We start from the raw sequence: 20007 nt of genomic DNA on the forward strand, positions 1-20007 counted from the left end.
TCTTCCTCCAGTGGTCAGGCCGTCCGGGCGAGCACGGCCCTGGCGAACGCGGGCAGCGCGACCGCGAGGCGCCGGCCGGTGGACACCGTGACGCGCCGGGCCAGGACGTCGTAGTCCGCTTCCTCGACCAGGTCGAGGATTCGTCCGTAGAGGCGGTACGCGGTGCTCACGCACGGCCGCGAGCGCGGTGCGAGCATCGCGATGCCCGGCAGCGCCCGCGCGTAGACCTGGCGCGTGCGGTGGACCTGGTCGCGCAGCGCCGCCCTGATCCGGTCGTCGACCCGGCCGGCGTCACGGGCCCACAGCAGCCGGTCCCGGTCGACGCCGAAGGCCGCGAGCTCGTCGGCGGGCAGGTACACCCGGTCGCGGTCGAGGTCCTCCCGCACGTCGCGGATGAAGTTGGTGAGCTGGAAGGCGATCCCGAGCGCGGCGGCGGCGGGCTCCGCCTCCTCCCTCGGCACGACCGTCCCGAGCACCGGCAGCACCTGGAGGCCGATGACCGCCGCCGAACCGTGCACGTACCGCGTCAGCTCGGCGCGGGTCGCGTAGTCGGTGACCGTCAGGTCCATCCGCATGGACGCCATGAAGTCCCGGAAGTGCACAGCGGGGATGTCGTGCCGGCGCACGGTGTCCAACAGCGCCGCGACGACGGGATCGGAACTCGTGCCGCGGTCCAGCGCGGAGGCGAGCACGGCCTCCGCCGCCGCCAGTCCCTCGACCTTGCGCGACAGTCCGCTGTGGACGTCGTCGACGATGTCGTCCACCCGTCGGGCGAACCCGTACAGGGCGTGCACGGCGGGCCGTTGCCCCGGGCTGAGCGCCCTGGTCGCCAGGAAGTAGGTGCGCCCGTGTTCGGCGTTGAGCGCGCGACACCGCCGGTAGGCCTCGCGGAGCTGTGGTCCCGTGATGCCCGCGGCATCCAGTTCCCGTTCTGCGGACATGCTTGAGCGTCCTTCCCGCGATGGCACCTCCTCACGCTAAGTCGGCCCGGGGCGCTCCGCACGACCAGCGCCGCTCGTTGTGCGGAGCCCGCGCCGCGCTGCTTAGCTCGAACCGTTCGATCCGATCCACACGCGAGGGGGCTGCGATGTCGCTGTTGGCCGGCATGGACACCCGTACGCCCGCCCCCACGGCACGCGATTCGTTCACCGCGCGGTACGCCGTCGCGCTGGACGACTTCTTCCGCGGCCGTCCGGAGGTCGACGCGGCGCAGGAGCTGGTCGAGGAGGTGCGGGCGGTGGTCCTGGCCGGCGGCAAGCGGCTCCGACCGGCGTTCGCGTGGTGGGGGTGGCGCGCGTCGGGCGGCGAAGCGGACGGCGACACGGCCGAGGCCGTCGTGCGCGCTCTGGTGGCGTTGGAGCTGTTGCAGTGCTGCGCGCTCGTGCACGACGACGTGATGGACCGCTCGGCGACCCGGCGTGGCAGGCGCGCGGTGCACGAGGAGTTCGCCGCGCGGCACCGGCGGTGGCGGTGGTCCGGCAGCGCCCGCCGCTACGGCGACTCCACCGCGATCCTGGTCGGCGACCTCGCGCTGGCGTGGGCGGACGACGCCCTCGTCACGGCCGGGCTGCCCGCCGACGCGCTGCGCCGCGCGTGGCGGCCGTGGCAGCGGATGCGGACGGAGATGATGGCCGGTCAGCACCTCGACCTGGTCGCGTCCGCGGGCCGGGACCGGTCGTTGGAGGGCGCGTTGCGCGTCGCGGCCCTGAAGACCGCCGCGTACACGGTGGAACGACCGCTGCACCTCGGCGCCGCGCTCGCGGACGCGCCGGCCGACGTGATCGAGTGCCTGCGCGAGTTCGGCCGGGACGTCGGCGTGGCGTTCCAGCTGCGCGACGACCTGATCGGGATGTTCGGCGACCCCGCCGTGACCGGCAAACCCGTCGGCGGAGACCTGCACGAGGGCAAGCACACCCCGTTGATGGCGATCGCGCTGTCCCGGGCCGGCGCGGCGGGCGACCGCGCCGCCGTGCGGGTGCTGCTCCGCTGCCTCAGCGGCGTCCCCCTGACGGACGAGACCGCGGCCACCGCGCGGGCGCTGTTGATCGACCACGGTGCGGTCGAGGCCGTGGAGGAGCACATCGAGGCGTTGACCGAGAGCGGTCTCGCCGCGCTCGACCGGGCGGCCGTCGACGACGTCGCCCGTGACCGGCTGAGGCAGCTGGCGGCCAAGGCCGTCCGCCGCCGCGACTGAGGGGGATGCCGTGGCACGCGTGGTGAAGGGCCGCACCGACTCGGTGGTCGTGGTCGGCGCGGGGCTGGCCGGCCTGTCCGCCGCGCTGCACCTGCGCGGCGCCGGGCACGAGGTGACGGTGCTGGAGCGGCAGGGCCATCCCGGTGGCCTGGCGGGCAGGCTGGACGTGGCCGGCCACCTCATCGACACCGGGCCGACCGTGCTGACCATGCCGGAACTGCTCGACGACGCGTTCGCGGCGGTGGGAGCGCGACTCGCCGACCACCTGGACCTGGTGCCGCTGCACCCGGCCTACCGCGCCCAGTTCGCGGACGGCAGCAGGATCGACGTCCACACCGACGCCACCGCGATGGAACAGGCGATCGCCGAGTTCGCCGGTGATCGCGAAGCCGAGGGCTACCGCGAGCTGCGCGCCTGGTTGACCCGGCTGTACCGGGTCGAGCGCGACCGGTTCATCGGCGCGAGCTTCGACTCGCCGCTCGACCTGCTCGGCCGCGACCTCGTCACCCTCGCGAGGCTCGGCGGCTTCGGCTCCCTGTCCCGGGCCGTGGGCCGGTTCCTCCGCGACGACCGGCTCCGCCGCGTGTTCACCTTCCAGTCCCTGTACGCCGGGGTGTCTCCCGCCGACGCGCTCGCCGCCTACGCCGTGATCGCCTACATGGACACCGTGGCCGGCGTGTGGTTCCCGCGCGGCGGCATGCGTGCGGTCCCGCAGGCCCTCGCGGACGCCGCGGCCGCGGCGGGGGTCCGGTTCGACTACGACGCCGAGGTCGTCGCGCTCGACCGCGTCGGCCGGCGGGTGACCGCCGTCCGCACCACGACCGACCGCTTCCCGTGCGACGCCGTCGTGCTCGCCACGGGACCGGCGCAGAGCACGCGGCTGCTGCACGGCGGACCACGGCGCCCCCGCCCGCTGAAGTGGTCACCGTCGGCCGTGGTGGTGCACCTGAGCACCCGGCGGCTGGTCGGCGGGCCGGCCCACCACACGATCTCGTTCGGCACCGCGTGGCAGCGCACGTTCGACGAGATCATCCGCGAGGGCCGCGTCATGAGCGACCCGTCCGTGCTGCTCACGACGCCGACCCTCACCGACCCGGGTGCGGCTCCGGAAGGACGGCACCTCCAGTACCTGCTCGCCCCGTGCCCGAACCTGGACGCCGCCGCCATCCGGTGGGACGTGACCGGCACGCGGTACGCCGAGGAGGTCGTCGGCGAACTGGTCGACCGCAAGCTGCTCGACACCGACGTCGAGGTGCTGTCCGTCGTCACTCCCGACGACTGGGCCCGGTCCGGCCAGGCCGCGGGAACCCCGTTCTCCGCGGCGCACACGTTCGGCCAGACCGGCCCGTTCCGGCCGCGCAACCTGCCGTTCCGCGACGGCAACGTCGTGCTCGCGGGCAGCGGCACGACGCCCGGTGTCGGCATCCCGCCGGTGCTCATCTCCGGCAGGCTCGCCGCCGAACGGCTCCGGCGACGGTGAAGCTCGTACAGCTCCGCAGAGCCGAGCCGGCCATGTTCGGGCCGCTCGGGGACCTGCGGTTCCCCTTCACGCCTCCGCCAGCAGTTCGGCAGTGACCGGCAGCATCTCGGCGATCAGGTCCAGGCTCTGTTCGCGTGTGCCGGAGAACACGATCAGCACGGACGTCATGTCGTCGTGCGCGATCAACGCCCGGCACACGTGGGTGGTGCCGTTGTCCTCGCAATAGGAGTAGCCCGCGCTCGCGCCTTCCGGCGTGGGCACGTCCACCGGCGCGGTGACCCGGAGCTCCTGGTCCCCCGCTTCCTTGGTCGAGTAGACGTACTCCTGGCACGACTCCGCCATCTCCCGCGTCTTGGCGACGGCGTCCGCGCCCGTGCGGTCCCGGTACCAGGTGACGAGGTGGTTGAACTCGAAGCGGCTGGTCTTCCACTGGCGGTTGAAGTTCAGGTGGTAGCCGAACACCTCCCGCCCGGAGGTCAGGGGCTTGGCGCACGGCAGGGGCAGTTGCCAGCGGAGGGCATCCGGGTCGACGCCGCGCTCGGCGACGCCGAGTCGGTCCAGGGCGTCGGCGGGCAGCGCCGCTGATCGAACGCGCCGAGGCGCGAGTTCGGCCGGAGCGGCGGTGGTCGTGGTCGCTGCCGTCGTCGTGGTCGCGGCGGCACTCGGCCCGCCGGGAACCGCCTCCGATGGCGCGGCCGTGCAGGCCGCGGCGAGCAGGGCGACGAAAGGCAGCACGCGTCTCACTGGAATCCCCCGGTTGGTCCACTGCGGTCGTGGCGCGCAAGGGTAACCCGTCCACCAGTGGCACCGACGGCGGTTTTCGGCTGCAGCCACGCGTCGGAGAAGGGCGCGTCCACCGCACGATCCGATGCGGTGGACGCGCTCACTCAGGCGGAGTCCGTCAGGGCAGGACCCACTTCTGGTTGGCGCCGCCGTAGCAGTCCCAGATGTGCAGCACCGTGCCGTCGGCGCTGCTGACGCCCGCCGCGTCCAGGCAACGCCCGGACTGCGGGTTCCGCAGCGCGCCGTCCGACTGCGGCGCCCACTGCTGGGACCCGGTGCCGTTGCACGTCCACAACTGCGTCACCGTGCCGTTCACCGTGCCACCGAGCTTCACGTCCAGGCACTTCCCCAACGCGCGGATCGTGCCGTCATGGTGAAGTCGTTGATCTTCACCCCGTTGAGGAACAGTTGCAGCCGTTCGCCCTCGACGAGCAGTTCGTAGGTGTTCCACTCACCGGCCGGGTTCAGCGCCGCGTCCCGGGCGGCGATGTCGGCGGCCTTGTAGCCGTAGACCGAGCCGGTGGTCCGGTCGGCCGCGTCGGTGGCGTCGATCTGGATCTCGTAGCCGTTGTTCACCGCCGACCAGGGGTCGTTGCTCGCCGGGAACCCGATGAACACGCCGGAGTTGTCGTCGCCGGCGAGCTTCCAGTCCAGCTTCAGCGAGTACGACCGGAACTCCTTGGCCGAGTGCCACAACAGGCCCAGCCCACCGTGCGAGGTGAGCGTGGCGTCGGCGGCGGTGAAGCCGCCGGGACCGGCCTGGCTCCACCCGTTGGTGTTGCCGCCGTTGAACAGCGACGTGTACCCGTTTTCCGCTCGGCAGTCGGCGTCGGTCACGCCGGCCGCGTAGCGGAGGCCGCCGAGCAGGTGTGCGCGGAAGCCGGGCTCGGCGTAGGTCTGCTCGGTGTGCCCGCCGGCGGTGTACCACGACCGCCCGCCCTGGTAGTTCTGGCACCACGCGATCGGGTGATCACCCATGGTGCCGCCGGAGTACGTGCCCTCGTCGAGCCGGGCCAGCACGTGCACGTTCGCCCGGGGGTTCGCCTGGAAGTTGTACCACTCGTCGGTCCGGACCCAGTCCGCGCCGAGGTGCGAGGTCGAGGCGTGCGCCCGGTCCTCCACCCGCACCGTCGCCTGCTGGATCGCGGGGTGCGAGTGGAAGTACCCGCCGACCACGCCGCCGTAGAACGGCCACTGGTACTCGGTGTCGGACGCGGAGTGCACGCCGACGTACCCGCCACCGGACCGGACGTAGGACTCGAAGGCACCCTGCTGGGTGTCGTTGAGCACGTCGCCGGTGGTGAGCAGGAAGACCACCGCCCGGTACTGGGCCAGGTTCGCGCCGGTGAACGCCGCGCCGTCCTCGGTGGCGTCGACGGTGAAGTTGTTCGCGGCGCCGAGGTCGCGGATCGCCTGGACACCGGTCCCGATGGACGAGTGCCGGAAGCCCGCGGTCTTCGAGAAGACCAGCACCTTGTAGGAGGGGTCGGCCGCCGGTGCCGGTGCGGGGGACGCGGCCAGGATCATCACCGCGGACGTGGCTGTCGCCGCCAGGACGGATCGCAGTCGGAACATCGGTTTCTCCTTGCTCGGGTGGTCGGTGGCGGTCAGGGCAGGACCCACTTCTGGTTGGCGCCGTCGGAGCAGTCCCAGATGTGCAGCACCGTGCCGTCGGCGCTGCTGCTCCCCGCCGCGTCCAGGCAACGCCCCGACTGCGGGTTCCGCACCGTCCCGTCGGACCGCGGAACCCACTGCTGGGCGCCGGTGCCGTTGCACGTCCACAACTGCGTCACCGTGCCATTCGCCGTGCCACCGCGCTGGATGTCGAGGCACTTCCCGAGCGCTCGCAGCGAGCCGTCCGCGGACGCGGTCCACTGCTGGGCAGCGGTGCCGTTGCACGTCCAGAGCTGCACCTTCGCCCCGTCGGCCGTGCTGCCGCCGCTCACGTCCACGCACTTGCCACCCAGACCGGTGATCCGGCCGGTGCGCGCGCCCGTGGTGAAGGTCAACTCGTCGACGTCGAACAACGAGCCCGCGCCGCCCTTGAACACCAGGTAGAGCGTGGTCGTGCCGGCGGGCCGGCCGGTCAGCGCGGTGGTGACGTCGGTGAACGTCTCCCAGCCGCCCGTGACCGGCACGGCGACCGAGCCGAGCAGCGTGCCGCCCGCCGACCCGGACCGCACTTCGATGGTGCCACCGGCACCCGCCGAGGACACCCGCGCGGTGAACGACGTCGCGTCGGCGAGCACGTAGGGCTGGAACGCGATCCAGTCGCCGTTGTCGATGTGGCCGACGGTCTTGCCGCCGTGCGCCGGACCGTGGTCGACGACCTGCGTGCCGCTGGAGGTGCCGTGGTGCTCGGCCTGCCGGGTCTTCGGCTGGGTCACGTTCTGCGCGTGCGTGGTGATGCCGCCGGTGTCGGTGTACTCGGCGTCCCACACCCCGAAGATGTTGGCGTTGGGGTCGTGCTCACCGTCCTGCGGCGTCTGGACCGTCCCCGAGCACCCCGTCGCCTCGGTCAGCTTGTGGCCGTGCGAGTCGTGCCCCAGGACGTAGCTGAGCTTGACCCTGGCGCAGTCGATCGTGCCGTCCTCCGGGTCGGTGACGGTGATCCGGAACGGCACCGCGTCCCCGAAGGAGAACAGCTGCCCGTTCTGCGGCAGGTGCAACGTGACCGTCGGCGCCGTGTTGCCCACGGTGATCTGCACGCTCGCCGTGGCGGTCCGACCGGTGCTGTCGGTCACGGTCAGCGTGGCGGTGTAGGCGCCGTTGCCCGAGTAGGTGTGCTGCGGGTTGGCCGCCGTCGACGTGCCGCCGTCGCCGAAGTTCCACGCGAACGTGATCGGGTCGCCGTCCGGGTCGGACGAACCGGCGGAGCTGAATGCCACGCTCAGCGGAGCCGCGCCGGAGGTCTTGTCCGCGGCGGCCTTGGCGATCGGCGCGAAGCCGCCCGACACGTGCTCGATCCGGTACAGCGCCGAGTTCGCGTCACCGCTGAACCAGCCGGTGCCGTAGTCCAGCACGTAGAGCGCGCCGTCGGGGCCGAACGCCAGGTCCATCACCTGGGTCCCGGTCCAGGGGAAGTCGGCGATGGCGCCCGGCGTGCCGTTGTCGTTGACGGAAATGTCCTTGATCCAGCGCCGGCCGAACTCAGCGCCGAAGAAGTGACCGTCGTAGGACTGCGGGAACTTGACCGCCGAGTTCAGGTTCGGGTTGTACCGGTAGACCGGGCCGCCCATCGGCGACTCGCTGCCGCAGCCGAACGCCGCCAGAGAGCAGCCGTCGTACTTGATCCAGGCCGCCTTGGCCGCCGGCAGCGACGCCAAGCCGGTGTTGCGCGGCGAGTTGTTCACCGGCCCGCCCGCGCAGTTGTACTTCGCACCGGAGACACCGGTGGCGAAGTCGTAATCGTTGTAGGTCTCGGCGGTGGTGTTGGACCCGGTGCAGTACGGCCAGCCGTAGAAGCCGGGGCCGGTCACGCGGTTGAACTCGACCTGGCCCGCCGGCCCGCGCGCGGGGTTCGTCGAGCCCGCGTCCGGGCCGTAGTCGCCGAGGTAGACGACGCCGGTCGCCTTGTCCACGGTGAACCGGAACGGGTTGCGGAAACCCATCGCGTAGATCTCGGGCCGGGTCTTGGACGTGCCCGGCGCGAACATGTTGCCGGTGGGGATGGAGTAGCCGCCGTCGGCGTTGACCTTGATCCGGAGCAGCTTGCCGCGCAGGTCGTTGGTGTTGCCGGCGGTGCGCTGGGCGTCGAAGGCGGGGTTGCGGCTGGCGCGCTCGTCGAGCGGGCTGTAACCGTCGGACGCGAACGGGTTGCTGTCGTCGCCGGTGCTCAGGTAGAGGTTCCCGGCGGCGTCGAAGTCGATGTCACCGCCCACGTGGCAGCACGTGCCGCGGCTGGCGGGCACGTCCAGCACCGCCTTCTCGCTGGCCTGGTCGATCGTGCCGTCCGCGTTCAGCACGAACCGGGACAGCCGGTTGACCCCGTTCCACGCCGAGAAGTCGGTGCCGTCGGAGGGCGCGTCACCGGCCGGGGTGGACAACGGGGGCGCGTAGTACAGGTAGACGTGGCGGTTGGTCGCGAAGTTCGGGTCGGCCGCGATGCCCTGCAAGCCCTCCTCGTCGTGGGAGTACACGGTGACCTTGCCGGAGACCTTGGTGTTGCCGGCGGCGTCGGTGAACCGGATGGTGCCGTCCCTGGAGGTGTGCAGCACCGACCGGTCGGGGAGCACGGTCATGGAGATGGGCTCCCCCATCTCGGCGGCACCCTTGGCGAGGGTCACCTGCTGGAACGAGGCCGCCTGGGCGCCGACCCGTGCCGAAGCCGCCGAATCGGTGTGGGACGCGGCGGTCGCGGGTAGGGCGACCGCACCGGCCACCAGGAGCAGCGCGGCGGCACCGAGGCGTGCGGGCGCGCGCAGGGATGTGGTCATCGTGACGACGTCCTTCCGAACTTCGCTGTCCGACAGGGGGTCAGGGGTCACCGGACGGGGGTTCGCCGGCCGGCGGGGTGACCGGCGAACCCTCAGGACCGTCGACTCAGGGCAGGACCCACTTCTGGTTGACGCCGTTGACGCAGTCCCAGATGTGCAGCACCGTGCCGTCGGCGCTGCTGACACCGGCCGCGTCCAGGCAACGCCCGGACTGCGGGTTCCGCAGCGTGCCGTCAGCCTGCGGCGCCCACTGCTGGGAACCGGTGCCGTTGCACGTCCACAACTGCGTCACCGTGCCGTTCACCGTGCCACCGAGCTTCACGTCCAGGCACTTCCCCAACGCGCGGATCGTGCCGTCAGTGCACCACGCGTCCGCTCTGGAGGCCGGACAGCATGACGGTGACCTTCTTCCGGTCGGCCGACGGCGTCGCCGAGACCACCGTCAACGCCTGCTGGTCGATCTTCGGGCCGCCGTAGGCCGCGGTCGGCTGGTAGCGCCACTGCGTCGCCCGGTACTTGGTGACCAGGTCCTGCGCCGTCTGGGTCGACAGCGGTTGCGTGTACTCCAGCTCGAAGCCGCCCTTGACCGCGCGCATCGCGACGATGTCGAACGCCTCCGCGCCGTTGGGGGTCAGCTTCTGCAAGCCGAACTCGAGCTTGCCCGGCTGCCCCCAGTTGCCGCCCGCGCCGATGCCACCGGTGTAGATGGCGCCGTCCGGACCGAGGCTGATCCGGTTCACCCCCGCCTCGAGCCCTTGCGTCATGCGGAACACGGCGCCCTGGTACTCGCCGTTGACCTTCTCCAGGAAACCGCGTTGCAGGCCGCCGTAGGTGACGTCGCCGAAGACCATCTGCCCCGCGAACGGACCCGTGGTCAGCTGCACCGGGTTGCTCGGCGAGTTCGCGATCTCGTTCTGCGGCAACCAGAGCACCGGCGCGGTGACCGGCCGGGTGTCGAACGGGCCGTCGGGGTTCGTGTAGTGGTTGAAGAAGCGGTCCTGCTTGATGTGCACCAGCTTCGAGGACGGCAGCCAGCCGCCCTGGTTGTCGGTGACGAAGATGCCGCCCTCCGGACCCCAGCCGATGCCGTGCGGCGTGCGCAGCCCACCGGCGATGTAGGAGACGGCGCCGGTGTTCTTGTCCACCTTGATCGTGGTGCCGCGGTTCGGCGCCGGCTGCGGGTCGGTCGTCGCGCCGCCGTAGTTGATCGCCACGGACAGGTTGAGGTAGAAGGACCCGTCCTGGTAGAGCATCCCGAAGGCGAACTCGTGGAAGTTGCCGCCGAACGGCCAGGTCGCCACCGCGCGGACGTTGTCGGTCACCCAGTCGCCGTTGGTGTCGTTCAGCTCGGTCAGCCGGTGCTTCTCCGACACGTAGAGCTTGCCGTCGACGTACTTGATCCCCATCGGCTCCTTGAGGCCACTGGCGATCTTCAAGGTCCGCACCTGCGTCGGGCTCGTGGCGCCGGTGACGTTGCTCAGCAGGTGGACCTCACCCAGCTGGTTGTTCGAGCCTCCCCAGGTGGTGATCGCCAGCCGGCCGTCCGGCAGCCAGTCCATGCCGCTGACCTGTGGCTGGAACCCGGTCGGACGCAGGTTCGCCAGGGTGAAACCGGGGTGCACGCCGGTCAGCGGCAGGCCGTCACCCGGTGTGTCGCCGGCGGCCTCGCAGTCCTTCCGCCCGGGAGCGGTCACCCGCACCACGCCCGCGTCGGTGCTCAGCGCGGAGTTCGGCACGGTGCTGAACCCGGTCGCGCCGGGTGGCTGCCACTGCAGGGTGACCTGCTGACCGCCACCGGCGTCGAAGTGGTCGATCCGCAGCGAGTGGTAGCCCTGGCCCAGTTGGATCGAGCCGTCCTTCGCGGTGGCTCCGTGCAGCCCGTCGTGGTCGACGACCACCGCGTTGTCGATCCGGAGCCGGGCTCCGTCGTCGCTGGTGAGGCGGAAGGCGTGGATGCCTGCCGTGGTGATGTTGATGTTGCCCGTGACCTCGGACAGGAAGTTGTCGCCGAGGCCGAAGTCCGCGGTGGCGGTCCAGTCGATCGTCGGCATCAGCTTGTCGATGTTGGGCGTCTGGCCGGTCTTCAACGTGCAGAGTCTGGTCAGGGCGGTCTGGAGGTCGTAGACCCGGAGCGTCACCCCTGGTTCCTGGGGTGGCGGTGCGGCGGCTTGCGCGGGCGCGGCGACGGAGGTGAACGCGGTGGTGATCAGCGCGGCGGCTGAGAAGAACGAGCCGGTGGTCCGGGACCACCGGCTCTTCCGGGCAGGGAACGGCATGGCGGTGTTCTCCCTTGGATGGGCGAGTGAGCAGGGACCCGACTCGGCAAGGGGTGTGGTGGAGCAGGTGCTCCAGAGCTGGTGTTGTTGCTCAGGTCACATCGGCGACGTGAACGTAAGCCTACTTTTGTACAGCGTCAACGAAAGAGTGTTCAAGATAGACAAAAGTGCCCTGAATGGCGGCGAAACCTTAGGGCGTTCGGCGCTGCGACGTCGCCGACCCGGCCCTCGGCGCGCTCGTCCGCTCAAGGTTGTTCGAGGGCACGCCAACGAGGCCGACATCGGTTCGATGTCGACCTCGCGGCGAACTGTGCCGATCGCGGTCAGCGCACCGTCGGATGCCCCTCAGGCATACGGCGAACGGTAAGAACCGTAACGGCGGGTATCGATCAAAAGGTACGGCATTTCTGGCAGGTACCGGTCAGATGTGGTGCGCCCGGCCTCCCTGACCCGTGATGTCCACGGTGCGCGTCACCACCACACGGTGGAGTTGCCCGCGGTGCAGGTCCCGTTCGGGTCGACCACGTAGCACGCGCGGAAGGCGCGATTCGCGTTCGTGCTCGTCGGGTAGGCCTGCGTGTAGTTGCGGTGGCCCGCGGTGTAGGTGGAGAAGTCGTCCGCGACCCGGTCGCCGTTCAGGTCGACTTCGAAGCGGATGAACTCCGGCCCGGTGAAGTTGAGGATCCGCCCCCAGCCGTACTGCACCCCACTGCAGTAGCCGTAGCGGACCTGGACGGTCCGGTTGTCGACCGTGCGCGCCACCGCCGTCTGCGGGTTGGCGCACGTCGCCGGGTCGCTCACCCACGGAGGCGCGGCTGCGGCCGTCCCACCGATCAGCACGGTGCTCGCGGCAGCGGTCGCCAGGCTCGCCACGATCTTCGTCGTCTTCCTCATCGCTGTCCCCTTGTCGCCTGTTCAACGGACACGGTCGGCGCTCCCGCCCCGATCTGCGATCACGTCGCGGCTCCAGCACGTCCGGCCGGAAACGGAATCCGGCCCGAGGCCGTGCGCATCGCCAAGCGGTGTCGGTGTCCGGCACGCCTCGGTGTCGTCACTCCCCGCCGACACGAGCACCCCCGCCGGCTGTCCATCGTCCCACCTCGCGCGAAGGCGGGCACCAACTCGTCCGGGTGAAGGTTTGCCGTGGTCAGGACGCTGTACGTGGTAGCCGGGTGGTCGGGAACCCGAACGCCCGCGTCACCCGCTCGATCAGGTGGTCTTCGGTCGTCGAGGTGTCGACGTCGATCACGGTCAGGTCCAAGGCCCGCGCGTCGTCGCGGAGGCGCTCGGTGAACATCCGGTCCCGGTCGAGCAGGTTGCGCAGGGCCCGCTCCGGGTCGCCGGTCCGCCGGGGTATGTCCCACAGCGTGCCCCGGCCGCGGAACGCCGCCTCGCGGAAGTCGGGCGTCGGCAACAGCCAGACCGCCTGACCGGGCTCGACGAGGTGGGGCCGCACGAGGTGCGGCAGCAGCCGGAAACCCTCCACGAGCACACCGGTTCCCGCCGGGAGGCGGAGGAGGTCTTCGACGATGAGGCCGAAACCCTCGCCCCGGAACCAGTGGAACGTCTCCAGCATGGCCTCCGGCGAGCGGTCGACCCACCGCTCGTCCATGTCCATGTCCGCGAACCGGCGCAGGAAAGGCGCGTCCTCCGGTGTGCAGCGGGCGGCGTGGTCCGACATCACGTCGTCCGTCGCGTAGAGGTGCAGGCCGTGCCGCTCCGCGATGCGGCGGGCGATGGTCGACTTGCCCGCGCCGCTGCCGCCGCCGAGCCAGCGGACGCGGCGGAGCCGGTCGGCCAAGTCCACGGTTTCCGCGTGCCTCTCCTGTCGGTCGGCGTGCGTCCAGGCCGCTTCGAGCGTACGGGTGATCGGACAGCCGTTGCCGGCTCAGTCGGACGGCGGTCGGACGCTGTCCCGCGACACGAGCGTCGGCTCGGAAGTGCGCCGGACGTCGTCGACCACGTTCCCGTCGAGCTGCGCCATCAGCAGGTCCAGGGCATCCCGGGCGACGGCGCCGAAGTCCGGTCGGACGGTGGTCAGCGGCGGGATGAAGTAGGCGGCCTCGGGCACGTCGTCGAAGCCGACCAGGCTCACGTCGCGCGGAACCCGCTTGCCGTGCTCGCTCATCGCCCGCAGGATGCCCAGCGCCAGGTGGTCGTTCGCGGCGAAGATCGCGGTGACGTCGGGCATCCGGGCCAGCATCTGACCCGCCCGGTACCCGGAGGCGGCGCTCCAGTCCGCGGGCACCACCGGCGGCACCTCCGCACCCGCCGCCTCGAGCACCGACCGCCAGCCCTTGATCCGACCCGCGCTGTCGAACCAGTCCGGCGGTCCCGACACGTGCCACACCGTGCGGTGACCGGCCTCCAGCAGGTGACGGGTCGCCGCGACGGCGCCCGCCTCCTGGTCGACGGTCACCAGCGGGGTGGTGCGCTCGGGATCGCCGTCGACCATCACCATCGGCACGCCGGGCGGAACGGTGTCGACCGCCTCGTGCGCCGACGCGGTCGGTGCGATGACCACGATGCCCGCCACCCGCTGGTCGCGGTGCCGCTCCAGCGCGGTGGTGATCGACTCGCGGTCCAGCACGTTCACCCGGTGCGTGGTCACCACGAACCCGGCCGCCGCCGCCACCTGCTCGAACGCCGCGAGCAAGGACGCGGGCCCGCACAGGGTCGTGTTCTGGGCCACCACCCCGACCAGCTGCGAGCGGCCGGTCACCAGCGCGCGGGCGACCCGGTTCGGGCGGTAGCCCAGCTCGTCGATCGCCGCCCGGACCCGCAGGCGCGTGCGTTCCTGGACGTACGGGTGCCCGTTGAGCACCCGCGACACCGTCTGGTGCGAGACACCGGCCAGTCTGGCGACGTCGGCCATGGCGGGCACACCCGCGGTCCTGTTCGCCACTGCCGTCCCATCTGCGTGGCATCCGCCCAACGCGTGCACAGTCGCTTCGATCAGGAGTCCCACACTGATCGACTCCGGCCGACAACCCAATGTAGCCACGCCCTATTCAGACCGTCAACGCGCCTGTGCGCTAAATATTCGGGCGCAATTTTTAGCGACCCCAAAGCGGTCCGACCCGCCGGTCACGCAAATGTTTCGACCAGGCGTCCTACGTCGATCCTTGACACCCGCTGTGTTATCGCTAACACTGATCCGCAACGCAAAGCCGGCCCGCCACACCGCTCCCTGCCACCTGCGCTTCACCCGAATTCGTTGCCCCGGCGACACCAAGTGCCGTAAGGCGATACCCCTGTTCGCCGAGGCGGCATGAGGTATCCGCATTACTGCATGTTAGCGATCACATACACCGCCACCCTGCTCCCTCCACCACTCAACGCGAAAGATTTCGCGTCCCCGACCCTTTCTGGGTGCACCAGTCGGTCCGTCCTCTGCGGATAGCGCACAACCGCGTCTGGAGTCGTCCATGCACTTGACCGCTCTTCCCCGTCCGCGTGATCGGCGCCCGAGCCGCAGGCTGCGCGCCGCCACCGCGACGCTCGCCCTGATCGGCGCGGCCCTCACCTCGGCAGGGCTCCCGGCCCACGCCACGGACGAATGGACACCGGTGCCGTCGTACACGTCGACCGACAACGGAGACGGCACGTACTCCGTCCCGCTGCTCGACTCGGACGTGCCGGACGTCAGCGTGGAGCGCGTCCCCGCGGCCGAGAACGACGAGGGCCGGGACGTCTACTACATGATCAGCACGACGATGCACCTGAGCCCGGGTGCGCCGATCATGAAGTCCTACGACCTCGTCAACTGGGAGGTCGTCAACTACGTCTTCGACCGGTTGGGCGTCGGCGACCCGTTCTCGCTGCGCAACGGCCAGAACTCCTACGGCCAGGGCCAGTGGGCGTCGTCGCTGCGCTACCACGACGGGAAGTTCTACGTCGCCTTCAACACCAACAACCTCGGCGGCTCCTACATCTACACCACCGACGACGTCGAGGACGGCGCGTGGACCCGGCTGCCGCTGGGGCGCGCGTTCCACGACCCGTCGCTGTACTTCGACGAGCGGGACGGCGGCACGCCGTACATCTTCTACGGGTCGGGCTCGACCAGCGCGGTCAAGCTGGACAGCGGCCTGACCCGGGTGGTGGCGGAGTACCCGAACATCCTGCGGCCGGCGGACTACCCCGGTTCACCGTTCCTCGGCGGGCTGTTCGAGGGCGCCCAGGTGCAGTACATCGACGGCCACTACTACATCGTGATCATCACCTGGCCGCCGGGCCAGGGGCGCCAGGTGGTGCTCTTCCGCTCGCCCGAGCTGCTCGGGCGCTACGCGACGGCCGACGGCAGCAACCCGTACCAGGCCCGCGGTGCGCTGAACTCGAACGGCTTCGCGCAGGGCAGCCTGGTGCCCATCGCCCGCGACGGCGGCCGGACCGACTGGTACGGCATGTTCTTCCGCGACTCGTTCCCGGTCGGCCGCATCCCGGCGCTCATCCCCGCCACGTGGCAGGACGGCTGGCCGACGTTCGGGAACAACGGCGTCGTGCCGGTGAACGGGGTGTTCGACAAGCCCATCGAGCTCAGCCCGGCGGAAGAGCTGCTGGAGCGCCAGAAGAGCGTCGTCGCATCGGACGACTTCGCCAACGACGCGCCGCACAAGGCGTACATGGACGAGAAGTGGACCATCCCGACACCGCCCGTCGTGGACGAGTCGCTGCTCGGCGTGGAACTGGTGCGCAACCCGGGGTTCGAGTCCGGGTCGGTGTCGCCGTGGTCGGGCCAGTTCGGCGCGCAGCTCGCTCTGGACGGCACGGACCCGGCGGCGGGGTCGGCGGCCCTCAAGGTGGGCAACCGGACGGTCAACGGCTCGGGGCCGAACCAGTCCCTGGACGGTGTGTTGCAGCGCGGCGTGACGTACGCGGTGTCGGCGAAGGTCAAGTACGCGGCGGGCCCGGCGACCGTGCGGTTCAACCTCGTCGCCGACTGGGGCGCGGGGGTCCAGGTGATGGCGGCCGGCGACGTCCGGGCAGGCCAGTGGACGACGGTCTCCGGTAGGTACACGGTCCCGAGCACGGCCGCGACCGCCAAGGTGAAGTTCGCGGTCGAGACGCCGTGGGCGAACCCGCAGCCGCCGTCGTCGAGCGTCGAGTACCTGCTGGACGACGTCTCGGTCGTGGGCCAACCGGTGACCACCGAACACCCGACCGAGGAGGAGATCACGCCCAACGGCTCCCGGCTCGGCCTGGCCTGGGAGTGGAACCACGCCCCGGACAACCGCTACTGGTCGCTGACGGACCGCGAGGACTGGTTGCGGCTGACCACCGGCAAGGTCGTCACCGGGGACTACGTCTACACCAAGCTGTCGAACCGGGCCGAGCTGACGTGGTTCGAGGAGGCCCGCAACACGCTGTCGCAGCGGACGTTCGGGCCGAGGGGCTCGGCGGAGACGAAGCTCGACTTCGGCGGGATGAAGGACGGCGACGTCGCGGGCCTGGCGATGTACAACCGCGGCTTCTCCTACGTCGCGGTGAAGCGGGTGGACGGGCGCAACACCCTCGGGGTGGTCAACCGCGTGCAGCCCTTCCCGGTCACGTTCGACCAGGCGACGGCGGAGAGCTTCGTGCCCGGCACCGAGGTGCCGCTCGGCGGAGCCACCGAGGTGCACCTCAAGGGCGACGTCGAGTTCGACGCACCGACCGGGCAGGGCTGGACCACCTTCTACTACAGCCTGGACGGGTCGGCCTGGCACAAGCTGGGCAACCGCGTCGGGCCGCAGACCCTGGACGGCAGCCTGGCGCACTTCATGGGCCACCGGTGGGGCCTCTTCAACTACGCGACCCGGCAGGCGGGCGGGCACGTCGACTTCGACCACTACCTGCTCAGCGACACCCTGACGGCGGAGGGCAAGCAGCTCGACACCGGTGCGCTGGACGCGGCGATCGCGCGGGCACGCACCCTCGACGAGCACCACTACCCCACCGACGCGTGGGCCGCGATGCGGAAGGCGCTGGAGCAGGCCGAGCAGGCGCGGGCGTCGCGGTTCGGGACGCAGAACCAGATCGACGCGCCGGAGCGGGCGTTGAGCCTGGAGCTCGCCCGGTTGGGCGTGGCGAGGTTCCCGGTGGCGGTGGCGGTGTCCGCGCAGACCCGGTGCGCAGGCCCCAACGTGGTGCTCGCCGTGGAGCTGACCAACCACGAGCAGGTACCGGTGGACGTCTCCGTCGAAACGCCGTACGGCACGAAGTCCTTCCAGGACGTCGAGCCCGGCAAGACCCGTTCCCACCCGTTCACCACCCGTGAGCAGAACGTGCCCGCGGGGTCGGCGTCGCTCACCGCGTCCGCGACGGTGGACGGCGAGCCGCGGTCGCGGGAACTCGAAGCCCCGTACGAGGAGCACACCTGTCGGTGATCCCCGGGTCGCCGTGCGCCGACCCACCCCAGTACCTCGACCCCGGCACGTCGCGGGCGAGTGAAACCCACACCCAGAACGAGGAGAACCACGTGCATCGACAACGTCCGCAGCGGTCGGGACGGCGCAGAGCCGTCGTCCTCGCCGCCGTCGGCGCCCTGCTCGCCGGCGGCCTCACCGCCGCTCCGGCGGCAACGGCCGCCGGGCCGAACCTCATCACCAACCCCGGTTTCGAGGACGGCCTGGCCGGGTGGACCGTCAACAGCGGGAACGCCACCGACGGCGCCGCCCTGTCCCCCACCGGCGACGCCTACGCGGGCGCCGGAGCGGTGCTGGTGACGAACCGGAAGACGACCGGTTCGGGGCCGGCGCAGGACCTGGCCGGCAAGGTGCAGGCCGGGAAGACCTACACGGTCACCGCCCGGGTGAAGTACGAGAACCCGGCCAGCCCCGCCACCAAGCAGTTCTTCGTGACCATGCACTACGGCGGCTCGACCTACACCAACCTCGGCACCGGCACCGTGCCCCGCGGGCAGTGGGGCCTCCTCCAGGGCACGTTCACGATCCCGGCCGGCCAGGCGGTCACGACGCCGCGCGTCTTCGTCGAGACGCCGTGGACGGCGGACCCGGCGGCGGCGCCGACGACCCACCTGATGGACTTCAAGGTGGACGACGTCGCGCTGCAGGAGTTCACCCCGTCGACCACCATCGAGGTGCTGGGCAAGAACCCCGGTGAGGGCAACCCGCTGATCTCCCACAAGTTCGGCGCCGACGGCAACGCCTTCGCGCACGACGGCCGGGTGTACGTCTACATGACCAACGACACCCAGGTGTACAACCCCGGCCCGAACGGGACCTCACCGACCAACACGTACGGCGGGATCAACACGATCACCGTGATCTCGTCCGACGACCTGGTCAACTGGACCGACCACGGCGAGATCCCGGTGGCCGGGCCCACCGGTCTGGCGAAGTACGCGTCGCAGTCCTGGGCGCCCGCGGTCGAGAGCCGCGTCGTGGACGGCAAGGAGCAGTTCTTCCTGTACTTCGCCAACAACGGCGCCGCGACCGGTGTCCTGGTGGGCGACTCGCCGCTGGGCCCCTGGCGCGACGAGCGCGGCAGCCTGCTCATCACCAGCCAGACCCCCGGCGCCTCCGACGGCCGCAACTGGCTGTTCGACCCGGGCGTGTTCATCGACGACGACGGCCAGGGCTACCTCTACTTCGGTGGCGGCGGCGACGACAACTCCGACTCCTACGAGAACACCAACCACCCGAAGTCGACGCGCGTCATCAAGCTCGGCGACGACATGATCAGCACCGAGGGCGCGGCCGAGACCATCGACGCGCCGCTGATGTTCGAGGCGGGGCACGTCTTCAAGCGGGACAACAAGTACTACTACTCCTACTCGTCCAACTTCGGCTTCGGTGGACCGATCGACCCGAACGGCCCGCCGACCGGCGCCATCGCCTACCTGGTGGCGGACAACCCGATGGGACCGTGGACCCCCGACAAGTACGCGGGCGTCATCTTCAAGAACCCCGGCAACTACTTCGGCGCCGGCGGCAACAACCACCAGTCCGTCTTCGAGCTGAACGGTGAGCACTACTTCACCTACCACGCGCAGACGCTGAACCGCCGCATCACCGGCGGCGCGACGCAGGGCTTCCGCAGCCCGCACATCGCGAAGCTCGAGTTCAACGCCGACGGCACCGTGAAGGAGGTCATCGGCACGTTCGACGGCGTCGAGCAGATCCGCAACCTCGACCCGTACCGGGTGATCGAGGCGGAGACCATCGCCTGGCAGCAGGGTCTGGCCACGAAGCGGCTCAACGCGCCGAACGACGTGCCGCAGCTGGCCCTGCACGACGTCGACAACGGTGACTGGACGTCGCTCTCGTCGGCGGACTTCGGGACCGGTGCCACCGGTGTGTCGGCCCGCGTCAAGCCGCTCGTGGCGGGCGCGAGCATCCAGGTGCGCCTGGACGACCGCGCGGGCGCCGTCGTCGCCACCATCCCGGTCGACGGACCGATCGGGGAGTGGACCGAGGTCGGGACCTCGCTCGACGGCGTTTCGGGTGCGCACGACGTGTACTTCACCTTCGTCGGGCCGGACGGCCGGGACCTGGTGGAGGTCGACAGCTGGCAGTTCGCCAAGCCGTCGCTGAAGGTCGAGGGCGCCGCGGACACCCGGTGCGCCGGCCCGCACGTCCAGCTGACCGTGCAGGTGACCAACAACGAGTCGGTTCCGGTCGACATCACGGTCGCGACGCAGTACGGCACGATGGCGTTCGACGACGTCGAGCCGGGCAAGACCCGCTTCCACCCGTTCCTGACGCGGCAGCCGGACGTGGCCGCGGGGACGGCGGCGGTGACGGCGAGTGCGACGGTCGACGGGAACGAGGTGTCGGTCGACCTGGCGGTGCCGTACGGCGCACGCGACTGTCGCTGACCGCTGTGCAGTCGGCC

Annotated in this window: 13 protein-coding genes and 2 pseudogenes; 4 read left to right on the plus strand and 11 right to left on the minus strand. The window is 70.8% G+C overall.

Translation table 11 applies throughout. The annotated features are described in order from the left end of the window. Positions 1–14: 14 nt before the first annotated feature. Positions 15–941, minus strand: a complete 927-nt coding sequence (locus OQ02_RS38040; RefSeq protein WP_033443541.1) for a phytoene/squalene synthase family protein — start codon at positions 939–941, stop codon at positions 15–17. A 146-nt stretch (positions 942–1087) separates the two neighbouring features. Between OQ02_RS38040 and OQ02_RS38045 the strand changes: the two genes are divergently transcribed. Both OQ02_RS38045 and crtI read left to right on the plus strand, forming a co-directional pair. Next, positions 1088–2194 carry a polyprenyl synthetase family protein gene (locus tag OQ02_RS38045; RefSeq protein WP_231500420.1) on the plus strand — a complete coding sequence of 369 codons (1107 nt, stop codon included), beginning with the start codon at positions 1088–1090 and terminating at the stop codon, positions 2192–2194. 10 nt (positions 2195–2204) lie between these two features. Continuing rightward, a complete protein-coding gene (crtI, locus tag OQ02_RS38050) occupies positions 2205–3674 on the plus strand; it encodes a phytoene desaturase family protein (RefSeq protein ID WP_033443542.1) in 1470 nt (489 codons plus the stop codon). Positions 3675–3740: 66 nt separating this feature from the next. On the opposite strand, the gene OQ02_RS38055 is transcribed toward crtI, so the two are convergent. From OQ02_RS38055 to OQ02_RS38090, 10 genes and pseudogenes are all read right to left on the minus strand, one after another. After that, positions 3741–4409, minus strand: coding sequence for a hypothetical protein (locus OQ02_RS38055; protein WP_033443543.1), 669 nt, complete (start codon positions 4407–4409; stop codon positions 3741–3743). 166 nt (positions 4410–4575) lie between these two features. Then, on the minus strand, positions 4576–4809 hold the full coding sequence (locus OQ02_RS44485; RefSeq protein ID WP_197043691.1) for an RICIN domain-containing protein: 234 nt from the start codon (positions 4807–4809) through the stop codon (positions 4576–4578). Then, complete coding sequence (locus OQ02_RS47380; protein WP_231500423.1) at positions 4788–5294, minus strand: 3-keto-disaccharide hydrolase; 507 nt, start codon at positions 5292–5294, stop codon at positions 4788–4790. The genes OQ02_RS44485 and OQ02_RS47380 overlap by 22 nt, the downstream gene beginning before the upstream one ends. Beyond that, a pseudogene (locus OQ02_RS47385) lies at positions 5277–5984 on the minus strand (ThuA domain-containing protein); the annotation flags it as partial. The gene OQ02_RS47380 and the pseudogene OQ02_RS47385, both read right to left, overlap by 18 nt. A gap of 80 nt (positions 5985–6064) precedes the next feature. Continuing rightward, positions 6065–8893 carry a PQQ-dependent sugar dehydrogenase gene (locus OQ02_RS38065; protein WP_033443544.1) on the minus strand — a complete coding sequence of 943 codons (2829 nt, stop codon included), beginning with the start codon at positions 8891–8893 and terminating at the stop codon, positions 6065–6067. A 106-nt stretch (positions 8894–8999) separates the two neighbouring features. Continuing rightward, the gene (locus OQ02_RS38070) at positions 9000–9233 is read right to left on the minus strand and encodes an RICIN domain-containing protein (protein WP_033443545.1); all 234 of its coding nucleotides are present in this window, start codon (positions 9231–9233) and stop codon (positions 9000–9002) included. Between the two features lie 19 nt (positions 9234–9252). Further along, positions 9253–11169, minus strand: a pseudogene (locus OQ02_RS38075) (PA14 domain-containing protein); the annotation flags it as partial. Positions 11170–11640: 471 nt separating this feature from the next. Then, positions 11641–12063 carry a hypothetical protein gene (locus OQ02_RS38080; RefSeq protein WP_051773366.1) on the minus strand — a complete coding sequence of 141 codons (423 nt, stop codon included), beginning with the start codon at positions 12061–12063 and terminating at the stop codon, positions 11641–11643. A 253-nt stretch (positions 12064–12316) separates the two neighbouring features. Beyond that, positions 12317–12976 (minus strand): hypothetical protein, encoded by a 660-nt coding sequence (locus OQ02_RS38085; protein ID WP_033443546.1) that lies wholly within the window; start codon positions 12974–12976, stop codon positions 12317–12319. 81 nt (positions 12977–13057) lie between these two features. Next, a complete protein-coding gene (locus tag OQ02_RS38090; RefSeq protein WP_197043686.1) occupies positions 13058–14074 on the minus strand; it encodes a LacI family DNA-binding transcriptional regulator in 1017 nt (338 codons plus the stop codon). Between the two features lie 523 nt (positions 14075–14597). On the opposite strand from OQ02_RS38090, the gene OQ02_RS40545 reads away from it, so the two are divergent. Together OQ02_RS40545 and OQ02_RS41760 are read left to right on the plus strand one after the other, a co-directional pair. Continuing rightward, entirely contained in the window at positions 14598–17537 is a 2940-nt protein-coding gene (locus tag OQ02_RS40545) for a family 43 glycosylhydrolase (protein WP_081916244.1), read from the plus strand. 92 nt (positions 17538–17629) lie between these two features. After that, the gene (locus OQ02_RS41760; RefSeq protein ID WP_051773376.1) at positions 17630–19990 is read left to right on the plus strand and encodes a family 43 glycosylhydrolase; all 2361 of its coding nucleotides are present in this window, start codon (positions 17630–17632) and stop codon (positions 19988–19990) included. Positions 19991–20007: the final 17 nt, after the last annotated feature.

It is taken from the genome of Saccharothrix sp. NRRL B-16314, assembly GCF_000716595.1.
In the GTDB taxonomy this organism is placed as follows: Bacteria; Actinomycetota; Actinomycetes; order Mycobacteriales; family Pseudonocardiaceae; genus Actinosynnema.